At 54.6% G+C, this 16,320-nt stretch carries 15 protein-coding genes; 7 read left to right on the forward strand and 8 right to left on the reverse strand.

The features are described from left to right. The gene (locus KK078_RS05795; RefSeq protein WP_254089300.1) at nucleotides 1–510 is read left to right on the forward strand and encodes a YfiR family protein; all 510 of its coding nucleotides are present in this window, start codon (nucleotides 1–3) and stop codon (nucleotides 508–510) included. A 36-nt stretch (nucleotides 511–546) separates the two neighbouring features. On the opposite strand, the gene KK078_RS05800 is transcribed toward KK078_RS05795, so the two are convergent. The 5 genes from KK078_RS05800 to aspS form a co-directional block, all read right to left on the reverse strand. Then, nucleotides 547–1,338 carry a glutaminyl-peptide cyclotransferase gene (locus KK078_RS05800; protein ID WP_254089301.1) on the reverse strand — a complete coding sequence of 264 codons (792 nt, stop codon included), beginning with the start codon at nucleotides 1,336–1,338 and terminating at the stop codon, nucleotides 547–549. Between the two features lie 98 nt (nucleotides 1,339–1,436). Continuing rightward, complete coding sequence (locus KK078_RS05805; RefSeq protein ID WP_254089302.1) at nucleotides 1,437–3,632, reverse strand: OmpA family protein; 2,196 nt, start codon at nucleotides 3,630–3,632, stop codon at nucleotides 1,437–1,439. A 135-nt stretch (nucleotides 3,633–3,767) separates the two neighbouring features. Continuing rightward, a complete protein-coding gene (locus KK078_RS05810) occupies nucleotides 3,768–5,417 on the reverse strand; it encodes an N-acyl-D-amino-acid deacylase family protein (protein ID WP_254089303.1) in 1,650 nt (549 codons plus the stop codon). A gap of 82 nt (nucleotides 5,418–5,499) precedes the next feature. After that, entirely contained in the window at nucleotides 5,500–6,243 is a 744-nt protein-coding gene (locus tag KK078_RS05815) for a class I SAM-dependent methyltransferase (protein ID WP_254089304.1), read from the reverse strand. Between the two features lie 77 nt (nucleotides 6,244–6,320). Continuing rightward, nucleotides 6,321–8,069: an aspartate--tRNA ligase gene (aspS, locus tag KK078_RS05820; protein ID WP_254089305.1), complete on the reverse strand. Its 1,749-nt coding sequence runs from the start codon at nucleotides 8,067–8,069 to the stop codon at nucleotides 6,321–6,323. A gap of 56 nt (nucleotides 8,070–8,125) precedes the next feature. Here aspS and KK078_RS05825 point away from each other — a divergent pair, with 56 nt between their 5' ends. The 5 genes from KK078_RS05825 to KK078_RS05845 all read left to right on the forward strand — a co-directional run bounded on the left by KK078_RS05825 (nucleotide 8,126) and on the right by KK078_RS05845 (nucleotide 12,071). Next, a complete protein-coding gene (locus tag KK078_RS05825) occupies nucleotides 8,126–8,692 on the forward strand; it encodes a hypothetical protein (RefSeq protein WP_254089306.1) in 567 nt (188 codons plus the stop codon). Nucleotides 8,693–8,701: 9 nt separating this feature from the next. Then, nucleotides 8,702–9,145 carry a nucleoside deaminase gene (locus KK078_RS05830; RefSeq protein WP_254089307.1) on the forward strand — a complete coding sequence of 148 codons (444 nt, stop codon included), beginning with the start codon at nucleotides 8,702–8,704 and terminating at the stop codon, nucleotides 9,143–9,145. Between the two features lie 58 nt (nucleotides 9,146–9,203). Continuing rightward, a complete protein-coding gene (locus tag KK078_RS05835) occupies nucleotides 9,204–9,569 on the forward strand; it encodes a DUF3127 domain-containing protein (protein ID WP_254089308.1) in 366 nt (121 codons plus the stop codon). A 147-nt stretch (nucleotides 9,570–9,716) separates the two neighbouring features. Next, nucleotides 9,717–10,325, forward strand: coding sequence for a superoxide dismutase (locus KK078_RS05840; RefSeq protein WP_254089309.1), 609 nt, complete (start codon nucleotides 9,717–9,719; stop codon nucleotides 10,323–10,325). 429 nt (nucleotides 10,326–10,754) lie between these two features. Further along, a complete protein-coding gene (locus KK078_RS05845; RefSeq protein ID WP_254089310.1) occupies nucleotides 10,755–12,071 on the forward strand; it encodes a hypothetical protein in 1,317 nt (438 codons plus the stop codon). A gap of 70 nt (nucleotides 12,072–12,141) precedes the next feature. Here KK078_RS05845 and KK078_RS05850 read toward each other — a convergent pair whose 3' ends face one another. From KK078_RS05850 to KK078_RS05860, 3 genes are read right to left on the reverse strand one after another with little or no spacing between them, the layout of a single operon-like run. Continuing rightward, nucleotides 12,142–13,008 (reverse strand): DUF4249 family protein, encoded by an 867-nt coding sequence (locus tag KK078_RS05850; protein WP_254089311.1) that lies wholly within the window; start codon nucleotides 13,006–13,008, stop codon nucleotides 12,142–12,144. Nucleotides 13,009–13,011: 3 nt separating this feature from the next. Next, on the reverse strand, nucleotides 13,012–15,369 hold the full coding sequence (locus KK078_RS05855) for a TonB-dependent receptor (RefSeq protein WP_254089312.1): 2,358 nt from the start codon (nucleotides 15,367–15,369) through the stop codon (nucleotides 13,012–13,014). A 55-nt stretch (nucleotides 15,370–15,424) separates the two neighbouring features. After that, nucleotides 15,425–15,859, reverse strand: coding sequence for a hypothetical protein (locus KK078_RS05860; protein ID WP_254089313.1), 435 nt, complete (start codon nucleotides 15,857–15,859; stop codon nucleotides 15,425–15,427). A 169-nt stretch (nucleotides 15,860–16,028) separates the two neighbouring features. On the opposite strand from KK078_RS05860, the gene KK078_RS05865 reads away from it, so the two are divergent. Then, complete coding sequence (locus tag KK078_RS05865) at nucleotides 16,029–16,286, forward strand: cysteine-rich CWC family protein (RefSeq protein ID WP_254089314.1); 258 nt, start codon at nucleotides 16,029–16,031, stop codon at nucleotides 16,284–16,286. The last annotated feature ends 34 nt before the right edge of the window (nucleotides 16,287–16,320 follow it).

Here is a 16,320-nt window from a genome sequence, read left to right on the forward strand (position 1 = left end):
ATGCGGACCCTCAAACTATATATTGTATTGGCCTTTTGCCTGACAGCTGTTTCCGCCAGGGCGCAGACCACGAACTACCAGGTATACGCACTCTTCGTCATGAACATCGCCAAATACTCATCCTGGCCGAGCCCCGACGGCGAGCTGCGCATTACGGTATTCGGCAAATCAAAAGCCTATGACGAATTGCTCAAGCATAACGGCAAGAACGTTAACGGACACCTGGTAAAAGTCACCCAGGTGGAGAACGCAGCGGACATCGGCCAGCCGCACGTGCTTTACCTGGCCGACGGCAAGAGCGGCAGCCTGGACGAGATCATCAAAGCCACGCATGGCAAACCGGTCATGATCATCACCGAGCGCGAGGGCCTGTATAAAAAGGGGGCTGGTTTCAGCTTTGTCGTCATGGACAACAGCACGCTGCGCTTTGATATCAACAACACCGACCTGGAGAAACGATCGATAAAAGTGTCGAAGAGCCTTTCGGCCCTGGCCAATACGATGATCTAAGAAGAAGGGTAGAGCCTGCCTGGCGGCAGGACAGGCCTATTGCAGGCGAATAAGGTAGCTCTTCGGCCAAAGCTTACCGGTGATGAGCAGCGCCTTGGAGTTAGCGTCGTAGGCAATGCCGTTCAGTACGTTGGCTTCCGGATACATGACCCGGATCTGCTCGCCAATGGCCGAGAGATCGATGCGGCCTACCACTTTGCCCGTGGCCGGGTCGATCTTCAGGATCCAGTTGGTGTTCCACACGTTGGCGAAAACATAGCCGTCGATGTATTCCAGCTCATTGAGCTCTTTTACCCGGGTACCGCCGTCCATGACGGTGATGGAGCGTACGGGTTTTAGCGTAGCGGTGTCCAGGAAGTGCAGTTTAAAGGAGCCGTCGCTCATGATGAGGTTCTTGCCGTCGTGGGTCAGGCCCCAGCCCTGGGTGTCGTAGGTGAATTCTCTGAGCTTCTTGTAGGTGCGGGCGTCGTAGACAAATCCTGTCTTTTCTTCCCATGTAAGCTGATAGATCTTGTTGTTCAATACGGTGATGCCTTCGCCAAAGTACTGGCCGGGCAACGTTACCTTCTTGTCGTGTTCACCGGAGCTTGCGTTCACTTCGGCGATCCATGAGCGGTTGGGCTGGCCGGTGCTTTCCAGGATCTTGTTCTGGTAGATCACCAGGCCCTGTGTCCACGCCTCGGTGTTGTGTGGAAGTGTACTGATCAGCGTGTAGTGGATCGCCATGGGATTGGAAGCGGCTTCTTCTTCCGAGGCCTGCTTCTTCGTACACGATAAAAGGATCACGGGGAGGAGAACAGGGAGTATGAAGGGGAAGCGCTTGCTCATGGGGTGCCTGTAGTAGTTGTTTGGTTCCGAAAAGAAGTAAAATTATTACTAATCGGCAACTGGCTCGTAGGGCGCCTGCTGCGGTAGCACATTATTGGTTACCCGCCGTTGGATTCGATGATCTCGATCTCCGTGCGGCGGTTGATGGCGCGGCCTTCTTCTTCGTCGTCGTTACTTACGATTGGTTTCTCTGCCCCAAAGCCTTTTGCCGACACGCGCGTGGCGGCAATACCATGCTGAACCAGGTAGTCTACCACGGCGCTGGCCCGTTTCAACGACAGTACCTTGTTGTTGGCGGCGTTACCGGTGTTGTCTGTGTGACCGTTGATCTGTACGACCAGGTGCGGTTGCGTGACCAGCAGCTCGCGGATCTTTTCCACTTCGGCCACCGACTCGGTCTTCAGCTCTGACTGGCCCACGTCAAAGAACACGTTCTTCAAGACGGCAATAGAGCCGACCTCGGCCTTTACCATGATGATGTGTGTATCGATCTCCTGGAACTCGGCAAACGCCGGCAGGTTAAAGTTGATGGAGTTAAAGAGGTAGCCACTGCGCTCGGTAGACACACCGTAGTTACCGCCGTGCGGGATCGTCAGCTCGAAGTCACCCGTCTCGGCGTTCGAGTTGATGCGGGTCACTACTTTGCCGGTTTCGTTGTTCACGAGGGAGATCACCGCGCCCAGAGGCTTTGCCGTTGTCTCGTCGATCACTTTACCTTTCAGGATCGTTACGACCTTGGCATCCTTGCTTTGCTGAATGCTGGGGTCTATATATTCTTCCACCTTCGGCGCCTCGGCAACTACCACCGGGGCAGGTTCTACCGGCTTGGGTTCTTCTTTCTTAGGCTCTTCTACCACGGGCTTGGGTTCTTCCACCACGGGCGGCGGCGGTGCCTCTACCTTCGGTGTTTCCACGACCGCCGGGACGACCTCTGCCGGCGGCGGTGTGGTCACCACCGGCTCTTCAACCTTTGGCTGCTCCACGACAGGTTCTGCCACGGGCGTTACCACGGGTTGTACCGGCGGCTCGTTGCTCGCCAGCAGCAGGGGTTTGTCTTCTTTCGGCGGCAGGAACGTTACTTTGTAAATGTCGGCGCTGCCCAGGCCATCGGCGCGCAGGGTTGAGTAGTGGCCTGTCTTTTTATCTTCGGAGATCGAGAAGAAACCGTCATACTCCATGGAGTTGACCGGGTAGCCCAGGTTGACGGGACGCGTCCACTTGCCGTTCTTAAATTCGGTCATGAAGATGTCGTTGCTGCCCATGCTGGGGTGCCCGTCGGACGAAAAATACAGTGTTACGCCGTCGGGGTGAATATAGGGCGAGTCTTCGTTGCCCGGGGTATTGATCGCAGGCCCCAGGTTAACGGCCTTGCCCCACTGACCCTTCGCGTCGAGCTCGCTCACCCAGATGTCAAGCTCGCCGCGCCCTCCCGGGCGGTTGCTGGAGAAAAAGAGCCTTTTACCATCGGCCGAGATACACGCCGACGTTTCCCAGAACATCGGGGTGTTGATATTCTTATTCAGCGGCACCGGCTTTGACCAGTCGCCATTCTCGCGTGTCGACATCAGGATGTCACCCGCGCCTTCTTCGTAGTACAACAACAGCGTGTTGCCGTCGGCAGAGAGCGACGCGGCGGCATCGTTAAACTTGATGTTGATGTTCGGGCTGATCTTCTGCGGCGGCCCCCAGTTCTCTCCCACCTTCTGGGAAATATAAATGTCTTCGAAGTTGGTGCCGCTTTTGATCTTATAGTCGTCTTCCGAACGGTTGGAGGTAAAGATCATCGTCTTGCCATCGGCCGTTACCAGGGGTGAGTATTCGTGAAACGAAGAGTTCACTTCACCCCCCGCATTTTCAATGAGTACGTTCACCGGCTTGCGCGTGAGCGAGTCGCCGATCTCGCATTCAAAGATCTTTTCCGTGGCGACTTCCGCCAGCTTCTTGTTCTTGCGGCGAAACTCTTCGTAGTGCTCGCGCGCCTTGGCATACTGGTGGTCGTTTTGATACGCCATGCCGAGGTAGTAGTCGATGTCGGGATCGACGGTAGGTTTGGCCCGGTAGGCCTTTTCCAGGAAGGCGGCAGCGCGTGATTTCTTTTCGGTATAGAGGTAGCTGAACCCGATCTTAAAGTTGAGGTCGGGGTCGTCAGAATTGCCCAGCGACAGATAGGCCGCCAGGGCGTTGGTGTAATCCTTCTTATTGTAATAACGATCGCCCTTCTCCATAGCAGACTGGCACACGCCAGACACGGTCAGGCAGGACAGGAGCGTTAGCGTTATGAGTAGCTTATCCATGGGAATGGATAGTGTTTTAAGGGCGAAAAATTCTTGTAAATGTACTGAAAAATAGGCGCTTAATCGGTGTCTGCCGAGGCGTCTGGCGACTGTTGACCCCATTTTGCCGATCGATTTCATTACCCCGGTAAGAGATTAAGCCTTTTTCCTCTCTTTGTAACCGGGCCCCCGGACCACGCGTCCCGGTTTGGCGCCTGTGTGCTCACCCTGGCTCAAAACCTGCACGCCGTTTACGAACACGTGCACCATGCCCGTGGCATATTGCTTGGGCTTTTCAAAGGTGGCATGGTCCTGAATTTTGGCGGCGTCAAAAACGGCTATGTCGGCAAAATAGCCGGGCTTCAGCAGTCCACGCTTTTTGATCTTGAGGTTGGTGGCGGGCAGGTAGGTCAGCCGTCGTATGACGTCTTCCAGCGGCGCGAGCTTTTCGTCACGCACATACCGTCCCAGCACCCGGGCAAAGGTGCCGTAGGTACGGGGGTGTGTACCTTCCTCTAAATTCTGCGGGCTGATGGCCTCCGAACCGGCGTCGGAACCAAAGCTCACATAGGGCAACCGTATGATCCGGCGAATGTTGTCTTCCGATTGCAGATAGTATATCGCCTCAATGCGCGACTTGTCGCGCACGATGAGATCGATCACGGTCTCGTCGGCGTTCTTGCCGTGCAGACGGGCCACTTCGTCCAGGCGTTTGCCTTTATACAACCGGTTGAGCGAGTCTAACCGGAAGCCCATCAGCACGACGTTGACCGGATCAGAGTTTTTATAGGGAATGCCCATCTCCATTTCGTAGAGCACCTTCTTGCGGATCTCGGGCTTGCGCAGGCGGGCGCGCATTTCTTTCGCGCCACCTTCCTGCACCCAGCTGGGCAGGCGCGAGGTAAGGCCGGTGCCGCTCGCGCTGTAGGGATACATATTCGCCGTGACCTTTACTCCCGCGCCCCGCGCGCTGTCGATCTTGTCCAACAGCGTGTCGATCTTATTCCAGTTGCGCGCAATGTTGATCTTCATGTGATATACTTCCGCATGTACGGCGGCTTCGCGGGCAATGCGCAGCGTTTCGTTCAGCGCGTCGACGATAAAGTCGCCTTCACTGCGCATGTGGGTTATATACATGCCTTTGTAGCGCCCGGCCACACCGGCCAGCGCGATCAGCTCTTCGGTGGAAGCATAGGTGGCGGGCGGGTAGATCAGCGATGTGCCCAGCCCCATGGCACCCTCCTCCATGGCTTGCTGCACCAGCTGCTTCATTTCCTGCAGCTCGGCATCGGTAGGCTTACGGTTGGCATAGCCCATGACGTAGTTGCGCACGGAGGTCTGGCCCACGAAGGATGCGATGTTGGGTGTAACACCCTTCTTCATGGCCCATTTGAAATAGCCATCCAGGGTAGTCCAGAGGCTGTCGGGGGGTGTTTTGCTTTTGCGTTTTATGGGGCCCGGCGACCAGCCTTCACCAAAGACCTCGAGCGTAACGCCTTGCTTGATGTCGCTCATCGAGCGGCCGTCCTTCAGCAGGCTTTGATCGGCCCAGCTGAGCATGTTGATAAAGCCCGGCGTAATGGCCAGGCCGGCAATGTTGATCTCTTTTTTGCCGGTGGCGTCGGGCAGATTGCCGACGGCCGCGATGGTATCGCCTTGTATGGCTACATCGCCGACAAACGGTGTGCCGCCGGTGCCATCATAGATGGTGCCTTGCCGCAGAATGAGGTCGTATTGTTTTTTGGGCCGGGGTATACAGGCTAATGCCACAAATACAGCGGCAGCGCCCCAAATAAAATAACGCATGAGGGTAAATGTAAAAAGTGTACGATGATAGCAAGGATTGCCGAGAAAAGAAACGCGATGTAAGAAACACGCGTGAACTTCGTCAGCTGATCTCGCCCAGGCGCAGGAATATGGGGAAGCGCACCGTTTTGGTTTCGTTTTCAGACCAATACGGTTGCAACCGCCCGCACAATTCCGGTACCGGATTCACGCCCGTGATGCGGGTGTATTTTTGCGTGGCGGACCAACTTTCCAGATAGCCCGCCAAGTGGTCGAGCGTCCAGGCTACGTCGATGTGGAACCCGGGCGAAGGTATTTCGGGAAACGGGAACGGGATTGTCAGGTAACGTTCTTCCACCAGCTTGCGTGCATCATCCCAATACGGGCCTACAATGCGGCTATAAAAGTCGTGGATGATCTCGTCTATGACCGGTTCGATGTGTAGAAAAGCATACCCCCACACGGCCAGTAGCCCACCGGGTGCGCCGGTGCGGCGTACCTCCTGGTAGAACGCGTGTGTATCAAACCAATGCAGGGCTTGTGCTACGGTAATGAGGTCGAACCGTCCGTCGGCAAAAGCGGTCTTTTCGGCGGACGCTACCGAGTAGGTAATGTTGTCCGCGCGGTAGGCGTTGTCGAGCTGCTGCTGACTGATGTCGGTGGCGTCTACGTGCTGGAAGTGTTGCGCCAGGTGTCGTGCAACCTGTCCGTTGCCGGTGGCGCAATCCCAGGCGCGGCGGCGCTTGCCCAGGTGCCGGAAGATAAAATCGTACAAGGCTGCCGGGTATGCCGGTCGGAAAGCGGCATATACTTTGGCGTGTCCTGAGAAGTAGTCTTTGTGTTCCATCGCCAGACGTGTTATCCGTTACAAAGGCCTTCGCAAAACGGGGTGGGCCTTTGTAGCGGATAACGGGGAAGTATGGCTTAAAGTTTAATGCTAAGCGACAACTCGTTCAATTGTTCCTGTGAAATGGTGGAAGGGGAGTCGATCATCACATCCTTGCCGGCGTTGTTCTTGGGGAACGCGATAAAGTCGCGGATCGAATCGGCGCCTCCGAAGATGGAGCACAAGCGGTCGAAGCCGAAGGCGATGCCCCCGTGTGGCGGCGCACCGTACTCAAACGCCTCCATCAGGAAGCCGAACTGCTTGCGTGCCTCTTCTTCGCTGAAGCCCAAATGGCTGAACATCAGTTGTTGCGTGGCGGCGTCGTGTATACGGATCGAGCCACCGCCCACTTCCGTACCGTTGATCACCATGTCGTACGCATTGGCCCGTACCTTGCCGGGGTTGGTGTCCAGCAAGCCGATGTCTTCCGGTTTTGGCGACGTGAACGGGTGGTGCATGGCGTGATAACGTTTTGTTTCTTCGTTCCACTCCAGCAGCGGGAAGTCGATCACCCACAGGGCGGAGAACTTGTTTTTGTCGCGCAGGCCCAGGCGCTCGCCCACCAACAGGCGAAGCTCGTTCAGCTGCTTGCGTGTGGTGTCTGTTTCACCGGCCATCAGCAGGATCAGGTCGCCCGGCTGTGCGCCGAACATATCGGCCCACGCTTTCAGGTCGTCGGCGCTATAGAACTTATCGACAGACGACTTCAGGCTGCCGTCGCTTTTGTATTGTAGATATACCAGGCCCTTCGCGCCGATCTGCGGACGCTTTACATATTCCGTCAGCTCGTCTATCTGCTTGCGCGTATACTCTGCGCAACCTTTTGCACAAATACCCACTACCAGGTCAGCGCTTTCAAAGACGGGAAAGCTCTTGCCTTTGGTCAGCGCGGTGATCTCTACGAACTTCATGTCAAAGCGTGTGTCGGGTTTGTCAGAGCCGTACAGCTTCATGGCGTCGTCGTAGAACATGCGCGGTACCGACGGCAGGTCAATGCCCTTCACGTTTTTGAAGAGGTGGCGCACCAGGCCTTCGAATGTGTTGAGAATATCTTCCTGCGTGATAAACGACATCTCGCAGTCGATCTGCGTAAACTCCGGCTGGCGGTCTGCCCGCAGGTCTTCATCGCGGAAGCACTTAACAATTTGATAATACCGGTCGAAGCCCGACACCATGAGCAGCTGCTTGAATGTTTGGGGCGACTGCGGCAGCGCATAGAACTCGCCACCGTGCACACGCGAAGGCACAACAAAGTCGCGCGCGCCTTCCGGCGTAGACTTGATCAGCACAGGCGTCTCTACCTCAATAAAATTTTGCGCGTCCAGGTAGGTGCGTGTCTGCTGGGCCATCTTGTGGCGCAGCTGGAGCTTTTCCCGCACGATGTTCCGGCGCAGGTCCAGGTAACGGTATTTCATGCGCAGCTCATCGCCGCCGTCGGTTTCATCTTCAATGGTAAAGGGCGGCAGTTTGGCGGCATTCAGCACGGTGATCCTGGTCGCCTTGATCTCGATATCGCCGGTGGGGATCTTGTCGTTCTTTGCCGGGCGCTCGACTACGGTGCCTTCTACCAGTATCACATATTCACGGCCCAGGTTACGGCTGCTTTCCAGCAGGGCAGGGTCTGTCTTGCCCTCTTCAAAGATCAGTTGGGTAATGCCATAACGGTCGCGGAGGTCGATCCAAAGCACGCTGCCTTTGTCGCGCAGGCGTTGTACCCAGCCTGCGAGGGTTACTTGCTTATTGACGTCAGTAATTCTCAATTCACCGCAAGTGTGGGTTCGTAACATGTGAGTTTTAATTAATTTAGCCGCGAATTTAACAATACTTTGTCTCTCACCGCGCTATGCTAAAAATTAAAAGTACGCTCTTTAAGGGGTTGATGCTGTTGGTGTTGACTTGTCTGGCCGCCGACAAGCCGAAGCTCATGAAAATGAAGGTGAACGACCGGATCACCGTCTCCATACCGCGCGACTGGCACGCCATGGATGCCATGGACTTTACGCAGCGCTATCCATCCGTGCGTGCGCCACTGGCGGCCTATACCGATGCCGACCGGCAAGTCGATTTCAGTGTAAACATTTCCGCCACGCAATGGCCCGATACCAATCACGAGATCGCCCGGCAATTTTTTAAAGCAAGCCTCCGGAACATGTTCGACCAGATCACATTCCTGCAGGAGGGCGTGCGCGAGGTGAACAAAAAGAAGTTCATCTATTTCGAGTTCGAGTCGCGCATGAACGGCAACCAGCGGCAGGAAGGGCAACGCGATGCCATCGGCAAGTATACCTACATACAATATTACCTCGAGCCGGGGCGCACGCTGGTGTTCTCTTTCAACTGCCCACGCCGTATGAAAGAAGACTGGAAGGAAACCGCCGCCGCCATGATGCAGCGCATCAAGGTCAACTAACCACACGCCATGGATCTGTACTCAGACGAATACTTCATGCGCGAGGCGCTCAAAGAAGCGGCCAAGGCGCTGGCCATAGAAGAGGTGCCCGTGGGGGCCGTGGTCGTGTGTAAGAACCGCATCATTGCCCGCGCCCACAACCAGACCGAGAAACTGACCGACGCCACGGCCCATGCCGAGATGCTGGCTGTTACGGCGGCCGCCAATTACCTGGGCTCGAAATACCTGTCGGAGTGTACGTTATATGTCACGCTCGAGCCCTGTGTTATGTGCTCGGGGGCGCTGCACTGGGTTCAATTACAAAAGCTGGTATTTGGCGCGTCTGACCTGCAGCGGGGTTACAGCCTGGTGTCCAGTCCTTTGCTGCATCCCAAAACGGAGGTCGTGCGGGGGGTACAGGCGGAGGAAAGCAAAAAACTGCTCGAGGATTTCTTCCGACGCATACGAAATTAGCCGGTTATCTATACTTTTGGGGTCCCGAACAAAAAACAACCGCAAAAATCAATATACAATGGAAATAAAAGGAACAGTTATCCAACTACTGCAATTGCAAACCGGCATGGGGAAAAAAGGCCCCTGGAAGAAACAGGAATTTGTGATCGAGACCCAGGCACAATACCCCAAGAAAGTGTGCCTCTCGGCATGGGGAGATAAAGTAGATCAATACAACCTCTCTGTGGGCGACGTAGTGAATGTAGCCGTAGACCTCGAGAGCCGTGAGTATAACGGTCGTTGGTACACGGAGGCACGTGCCTGGAAACTGGACAAAGTCGGCGGTGGCGGCAACCAAGGCAGCCGTGGTAACGACTTTCCCCCTCCGGGCGACGAACCGTTCTCGAGCGGTGGTGGCCAGGCATCAGACGACCTGCCGTTCTAACCGGGGCAAATTAAATTTACAGAATCATCACGGTCCTGAAATTTTCTTCGGTCGTGCAGGGTTGTATATTTGACATCCCCTACGGGTCCACTTTTTGGATGCAACCGGGAGTACACTATGTTCAACCTCATAAAATAACAAACAACTATGGCTTTTACATTGCCTGCGCTGCCGTATGCAGCTAATGCACTTGAACCACACATCGATGCCAAAACAATGGAGATCCACCATGGTAAGCATCATAACGCGTATGTTACAAACCTGAACACGGCTATTGCCGGCACCGATGCCGAGAAGCTGAGCCTGGAGGAGATCAATAAAAATATTTCCAAGTATCCTGCTGCTGTGCGTAACAACGGCGGTGGCCACTTCAACCACAGCCTGTTCTGGACGATCCTCGGCCCCAACGCCGGCGGTGCTCCGACCGGTGCGTTGGCCGAAGCGATCAATGCTGCCTTCGGTAGCTTTGATGAATTCAAAACGAAGTTTACCGCAGCGGCTACCGGCCGCTTTGGTTCAGGCTGGGCCTGGTTGATCGTAGACGGTAGCAAGAAGCTGCAGATCACGTCAACCCCGAACCAGGACAATCCCCTGATGGATGTTGCCGAAGTAAAAGGCACGCCGATCCTGGGCCTCGACGTTTGGGAACACGCCTACTACCTGCACTACCAGAACCGTCGCCCGGACTATATCGCGGCGTTCTGGAACGTGGTGAACTGGGCGGAAGTGACCAAGCGTTTTGACGCAGCCAAGTAATACCGACGGTAATTCACCGGTATAAAAAGAAGCCTCTGCCAATCCGGCGGAGGCTTTTTTATTCCCTGTGTAAAGGATGTTACAACTTATATATAAAGGATGGCCGCCGCCATTCGTCGATAAAGACAGTATCCCAACGGTTAGAATAACGCATGTAATATTGTAGGCAGGATAATCGGATTTTTTAAACGTCAGCAAGGCGAACAGGCCAATTTGTACTCCTTTGGGGCTTTTGGCGCCCGGTCGCCAGTGGCCCATCAGCGCTGTACCACCAGCGAACACGTCCGTTTTGCGGGGTACGGTTCGCTTTTATACCGCCCCTGCGGCAGTCTGACCTAAAATGATACTATAGGGTCGGCGGCCGATTCATACAACTATTCGCGCAATTTAGTTCCTGCCCGTATACTTGTCGTAAAATTAAACCGACATATGAATAAACCTTTTCTAAAGTTTACTGCGTTCTTCCTGGCCGGTGCCATGTTAGTAGCTTGCGGTAGCGACGACGACGTCACTAAGAGCAACGACGAAACCGGCGCGGAATTCCCCACGGAGTTTTCCGACCTCACTGTTGAAGAAAACAAATCAAAGCTCCAGGACAACGGTATCGAGTTTACCAATAGCGTAGAGACCCTGAAGAACTCTTCGGGTATCGAAACAAGCATTGCTTTCGCGGGTTTCGCGGCTGACGGCGACCTGGAAGTAGGCGGCCGTAAGTCTGCTCTTCCGATCTTTGACCTGGTAAATAACCTGCGCAACTTTGCTCAAAACGACAGGCCTGTAGACAAGACCCTGGGAGGCCTTCGCACCAGTGCAGAGGTTGAGTCGATCCAGGCTGAACTCGACAATGCTGCCGGTACCTATACTTACAACGGCCAGGGCTGGGACTACGTAGCCGCCGCTTCGGGCAAGATCGTGTTCAAATTCCCTTCGAAAGACAACGGAACAACCAACAACGCCGAATACACCATCTACGGATATACCGGTGTTAACGTAACCAACAGCGCTATTGACGGCGAAGGCTATACAGGCGAATACCCCACGGGTCTGAAGATCGACCTGGCCATCGACGGTCAGAAAAAACTGGAGTACTCGTTTGCTGCTGCCTACAACAGCAAAGGCGAGCCTACTTCGCTGACAATCGCTGTGAAAGTAGACGCTTTCGTACTGGCGTATGAAGTAAGCAACGATGTTTCGAAAGCATCGGTACGCTACTCGCTGAAAGAAAACGATAAGAACCTCTATGTACTGGGGGCTGATGCCGAAGGCAACTTTGATACCGATAACATCGAGGACTCAAACGGCGGTGATGACGTAGTGAACAAAGGAACGATCTACTTCCAGCTGTTAAACATCAAGTTCTCAGGCGAGATCGATGTAAAGGCCCTGATGACTGCGCTCGAAGCGATTCCTCAAATGGAGGATGATCTGGAGGAAGAGAAAGCTGAAGCTGCTGCTTACAATGCCAACACCCAAATGGTCATCTTCTACGCCGACTCAAAGAAGAAAATTGCAGAAGGTGAAGTCGTAGCGGTTACAAAAACAGATACATACACATACCAAGACTGCGAATGGGTTGATGAAATCCAGGATTGGATTTGTGAGGAAAAAGAATACACAGACGTGTACAATACAAAAGATCTCCAGCTTGTATTTGCTGACGAATCCAGAATGTCAATCGAGACGTACATCGAAAGCGGTTTCGGAGAGCTGACCAACAAGCTCGAAGAACTCCTCGGAGAAGAATAAATTTTTCTAACACCTGAGTTGATTTTTGTACAGGAAGGCTGCCCGAAAGGCAGCCTTTTCTGGTTATGCCCTACCGGATAATCGTTCTGTAATACGTCGAGCCGTAACCGCCCCAAACACCCAATACATTGTCGCCCTTGATATTCGAGAGGATGTCATTTCCGGAGGAAGCAAACGGATTACCCACCACGTAAAGCTCTCGTTCCAACGTTCGCCAGAAATCAAAGTGACTACGGTCTATCGAACAGGCTTTAATAAACACAGTGTCACCGCGCGAAAAGTAAAGATCGTCCACAATGTTGGTAAAATCGTCCGGCCCGCGCAAAATGGTGAACGTAAACTGCTTGCCGTTAAAATACTGGTCGCCCACCGCAGATTGATACATCGGGATATACCGGTCGTCGGTCGTTTGTCGTTGTGTAAACACGCGGTAATAGTTGGCCACGTCGGGCGGATCCGATAATCGTCCGTAGAGATACCCCAGCGAATCCTTGCCCGGCGTCAGCTCAAACCAGAGTGAGTCAAGACTCGGTGGCGTGGGTATCGTCGTTGTCGCGGTGTAGCGTTTGCCCTTCAGGTCGATGGTCAATGTATAGGTCTTGCCTACCTCGCCGCGCATCGTATTTGCCTCATACACATACGGCGGGAAGAACCCCCGGTTGGGCTGTAGTGTTAAAACTTCCTGGTGTTCGCCGTCGCTTACTGTCACCTTCGCCGTTGTTTCCATCAGCTTTCGGATAGAGGCGGAGTCGATATTGTCAAAGTATGACGCACTGTGGCTCAGTACCACCCGGGGTGGTTGTCTGTTTTCAATAGCGCCATCCACGACCAGTTTAGGTGTATAGTCCAGCTCGTCGAGATCGGTCTCCGGCGTACACCCGTGCAACAGGCCGAGGGCGGGCAACGCGAAGAGCAGAAAAACATAGCAACGCTTCATATACTAAAACTTTAGACGGTATGTAACAGCCGGGATGACCGGAAACAGCGACACCTGCTTGATGCTGGTGCTGAGCTCGTAGTCGTCCAGGTTGCCGGTTGTCTCAAAATAAATATAGTAGGGGTTCCTCCGGTTGTAGACGTTATACACCGAGAAGATCCAGCTTGATTCAAACTTGTCGGACTTGTGCACGGTGTAGGTGGCCGCCAGGTCCATGCGGTGGTAGGGGGGCATGCGGAACGCATTGCGCTCGCCATACTCGTTCACCACGTTCTCTTGAATGATATACCGTGCTACCGGCAGGTTAAGCGCATTGCCGGTGCCATAAACAAATACGCACGACACCGTCCAGCGTGGGTTTATCACCACGTTGCCAAGTACCGACAGATCGTGCAGACGATCGTATTTGGCTGTGAAAGACTTGCCCTCGTTGAGCGCATCGAACCGGCGTGTTGTGTGCGACAGCGTGTACGAGATCTGGCCGTGCACCCTGCCGCCATTTTTCTTGATCGAAAACTCGCTGCCGTACGATAGCCCTTTGCCAAATACGAAGTTGTCGTCAAAGTTATACCCTTTGCTATACCCAATGATCACCCCCTCGCGGTACTCCAGCTGCTGCTGCATGGTTTTATAGTACAGCACGACCGAAGTCTCGAACTGGTTGTCGCGGAAGTTTCGGAAATACCCGGCCGACAATTGATCTGCCGATTGCGGCTTGATGGTGGAGGAGCTGGGTACCCAGATGTCCAGCGGCAGTGATACCGACGACAGGGGTGCCTGGTGTATATACTGATACGTTTTGTCGTACGACAGCTTGACAGACGACGAGGCCGAAAGGCTATACCGCAGGGCCAGGCGAGGCTCCAGGTTGCCATATTGCTCGATCGTTTTGCCCCGGCCGTAGTGCAGGGTGTCGAGTATCTGCATATTCTCGTCTTCCACATAACGGTCAAACGGCCCCAGTTGCCGGTACCCCGACAGGCGCAGGCCGGCGTTCACTTCCAGCTTGTCCGAAAACCTGATCTTGTCATTGATGAACACGGCCACCTCTTCTCCTTGCAGCTTGATGCGCGGGCTGATGCTCAGCTCTACGTCTTCACTGAACGCGTAGATGTTGTTGGGGCGTAGCATGTGGTGCGTATAGGTCAGGCCCCAGGCCAGTGTATGCTTGTCGCTCTGCCGGTTAAACTGATAGGTCAGGCCCCAGTCGCGGATGTCTGACTTGATGTCAAAGGCATAGGTGGTAATAGAGGCGCCGAAGGCCATGTCGTACAGGGAGGTATTGACCATCAGCTCCGAGTAGAGCTTGTCGTTGTAGGTGTGCAGCCACGACAGCGAGCCCGTTGTGTTGCGCCAGTCGATGGTATTCTTAAAGGTGCTGCTGGTGTTATAGCGAAAGTCGTCCTGCCCGGTATAGGCCCGAAGGCGGAGGTGGTCCCGGGCTCCCAGTGAATAGTCAACGTTTACATTGAGGTCGTAGAAGTAATAATTGATGTCTTGCTTTAACGCGCCCAACCGGCGCAGGCCGCTGGCAAAAAGGTCTACGTATGTACGCCGGGCGGCCACCATAAACGATGCCTTTTTCCTTTTGCCCAGGGGCCCTTCCACCAGCAGACCGGTGGCGATGAGGCCTGCGCTGCCTTCACCCTTGAGCTTCTCTGGGCTGCCCTGGCGTGTGCTGATGTTGGTAATGGACGACAGACGTCCGCCGTAGTAGGCGGGAATGCCTCCCTTGTAGAGATCGATGCTTTCGATTGTGCCGCCGTTAAAGACCGAGAAGAAACCGAACAGGTGGCTGGGATTGTATACCGTTGTGTGGTCGAGCTGCATCAGGTTCTGGTCCACAGCACCCCCGCGCACATAAAAGCCCGTGCTGCCCTCGCCGGCTGTTTGTATACCCGGCATGAGCTGAATGATGCGGATGGGGTCCAGCTCGCCGAGCAGGTAGGGCAGGTTTTCAAGGTCTTTCTTCTGCAGGGTTACCAGGCCTGTTTCGGTTTGCGTTACCTGCTCATCGGTGGGGCGTGCCGATACCGTTACTTCTTGCATGGTGGTGGCCGCGGTCTTCAGCCGAATGGTGTAGGTATGGGCGTTGGTGATGTCCAGTTGCACCGAGTCCCGGTCGTAGCCGATAAAAGAAAATGCGACGTAGTACGTGCCCGCGGGAACCTCGAGCTCGTATTGCCCGCGTTCACCCGCGGTGGTAGCCTGGCCCAGGCGGTGTATCCGCACCGTGGCGCCGGGTAGCGGACTGCCTGTTTCGTCATAGACAAACCCGCTCAGGCGGGCGGGCGTCTGCGCGTACAGGGCCGGCGTGACCACCAGGCCGAAGAAGAGCAGCAAAACAAATGTGCGGTTCAAGATCGTATAGGGTACTGTGGTGACAGTAAAGTTAGCGGTTTATGGGCAACGGGTGCTAACCACGCCGGCGTATGATGTACTGAATGCCGGCGCGGATCGTAAAGTCGCCCTGGAAGTAGAAGTCGCCCATGGCCTCGAACTTTACCCGGTCGTTGATGGGTTTTGCCCACCCGGCGCCGAGCGACAGGTCATTCTCGCCAATGAGGCCGCGCAGCCGCACAAATGCTTCTTCTACGGGAAACCAACGGCCCCCCACGGCAAAGCTCACGCCCTGGTTCGCCCAGACCTCAAAGCCGGCCGAGCCTGTAAACTGCCGGGTTACGAAATAGTTGCACTCCACACCCACCTGTGCCTTTTCCAATAACTTGTTGTTGTCCGTTTTGATCAGGTCCAGGGCGCCGCCGGCCATGAAGTCGCGGGCTATCTGGGCGGAAGAAGAAAATGCAATGAACGAGAGGGTAAAGGCTACAGCTGCAAATCGAAGGCTCATGATACAAAAAGTGTCCAAAGATACGCAAAGTCTCCGGTCTATAGCCTATAGCCCGGTAGCGGTGCAGCGCCCGGAAGGGGGGACTGGCGAGTCTTTTGTAATGGCGGGGGAATCTGTATGTTTGCCCGGTGTATATCCCGATCGACTTCACCGTACGTTATCATGACACATGCAGCATGCCGTAAAACATGAGCTGAAATCCTGTCCGCGATGCCGGACGGCGTTTGAATGCAAAGTGGGATCGATCCTGCTTTGTCAGTGCAGTGCCGTGAAGGTGAATGACGAAGAGCGGGCCTATTTTCGCCAGGGATATACCGATTGTTTGTGTGCCGCCTGCATGGAAGAGCTGAAAAAAGAGTATCATGCCTTGCAGTTTAGAAAAAAGCTTAAGAAAATAGTCGGCATGTTTTACAAGGCCGGCGAATAGGTAAACAACCGTCGGTGTTGAAGATTTTCCGGTG

The organism is Dawidia soli (assembly GCF_018598185.1).
Taxonomy (GTDB): domain Bacteria; phylum Bacteroidota; class Bacteroidia; order Cytophagales; family Cyclobacteriaceae; genus Ohtaekwangia; species Ohtaekwangia soli.

Coding starts and splice junctions, on each gene's coding strand:
- KK078_RS05815 (WP_254089304.1), bottom strand. CDS start 6,243: ATGGAACACAAAGACTACTTCTCAGGACACGCCAAAGTATATGCCGCT.
- KK078_RS05795 (WP_254089300.1), top strand. CDS start 1: ATGCGGACCCTCAAACTATATATTGTATTGGCCTTTTGCCTGACAGCT.
- KK078_RS05835 (WP_254089308.1), top strand. CDS start 9,204: ATGGAAATAAAAGGAACAGTTATCCAACTACTGCAATTGCAAACCGGC.
- KK078_RS05800 (WP_254089301.1), bottom strand. CDS start 1,338: ATGAGCAAGCGCTTCCCCTTCATACTCCCTGTTCTCCTCCCCGTGATC.
- KK078_RS05805 (WP_254089302.1), bottom strand. CDS start 3,632: ATGGATAAGCTACTCATAACGCTAACGCTCCTGTCCTGCCTGACCGTG.
- KK078_RS05840 (WP_254089309.1), top strand. CDS start 9,717: ATGGCTTTTACATTGCCTGCGCTGCCGTATGCAGCTAATGCACTTGAA.
- KK078_RS05845 (WP_254089310.1), top strand. CDS start 10,755: ATGAATAAACCTTTTCTAAAGTTTACTGCGTTCTTCCTGGCCGGTGCC.
- KK078_RS05830 (WP_254089307.1), top strand. CDS start 8,702: ATGGATCTGTACTCAGACGAATACTTCATGCGCGAGGCGCTCAAAGAA.
- KK078_RS05850 (WP_254089311.1), bottom strand. CDS start 13,008: ATGAAGCGTTGCTATGTTTTTCTGCTCTTCGCGTTGCCCGCCCTCGGC.
- aspS (WP_254089305.1), bottom strand. CDS start 8,069: ATGTTACGAACCCACACTTGCGGTGAATTGAGAATTACTGACGTCAAT.
- KK078_RS05860 (WP_254089313.1), bottom strand. CDS start 15,859: ATGAGCCTTCGATTTGCAGCTGTAGCCTTTACCCTCTCGTTCATTGCA.
- KK078_RS05825 (WP_254089306.1), top strand. CDS start 8,126: ATGCTAAAAATTAAAAGTACGCTCTTTAAGGGGTTGATGCTGTTGGTG.
- KK078_RS05810 (WP_254089303.1), bottom strand. CDS start 5,417: ATGCGTTATTTTATTTGGGGCGCTGCCGCTGTATTTGTGGCATTAGCC.
- KK078_RS05865 (WP_254089314.1), top strand. CDS start 16,029: ATGCAGCATGCCGTAAAACATGAGCTGAAATCCTGTCCGCGATGCCGG.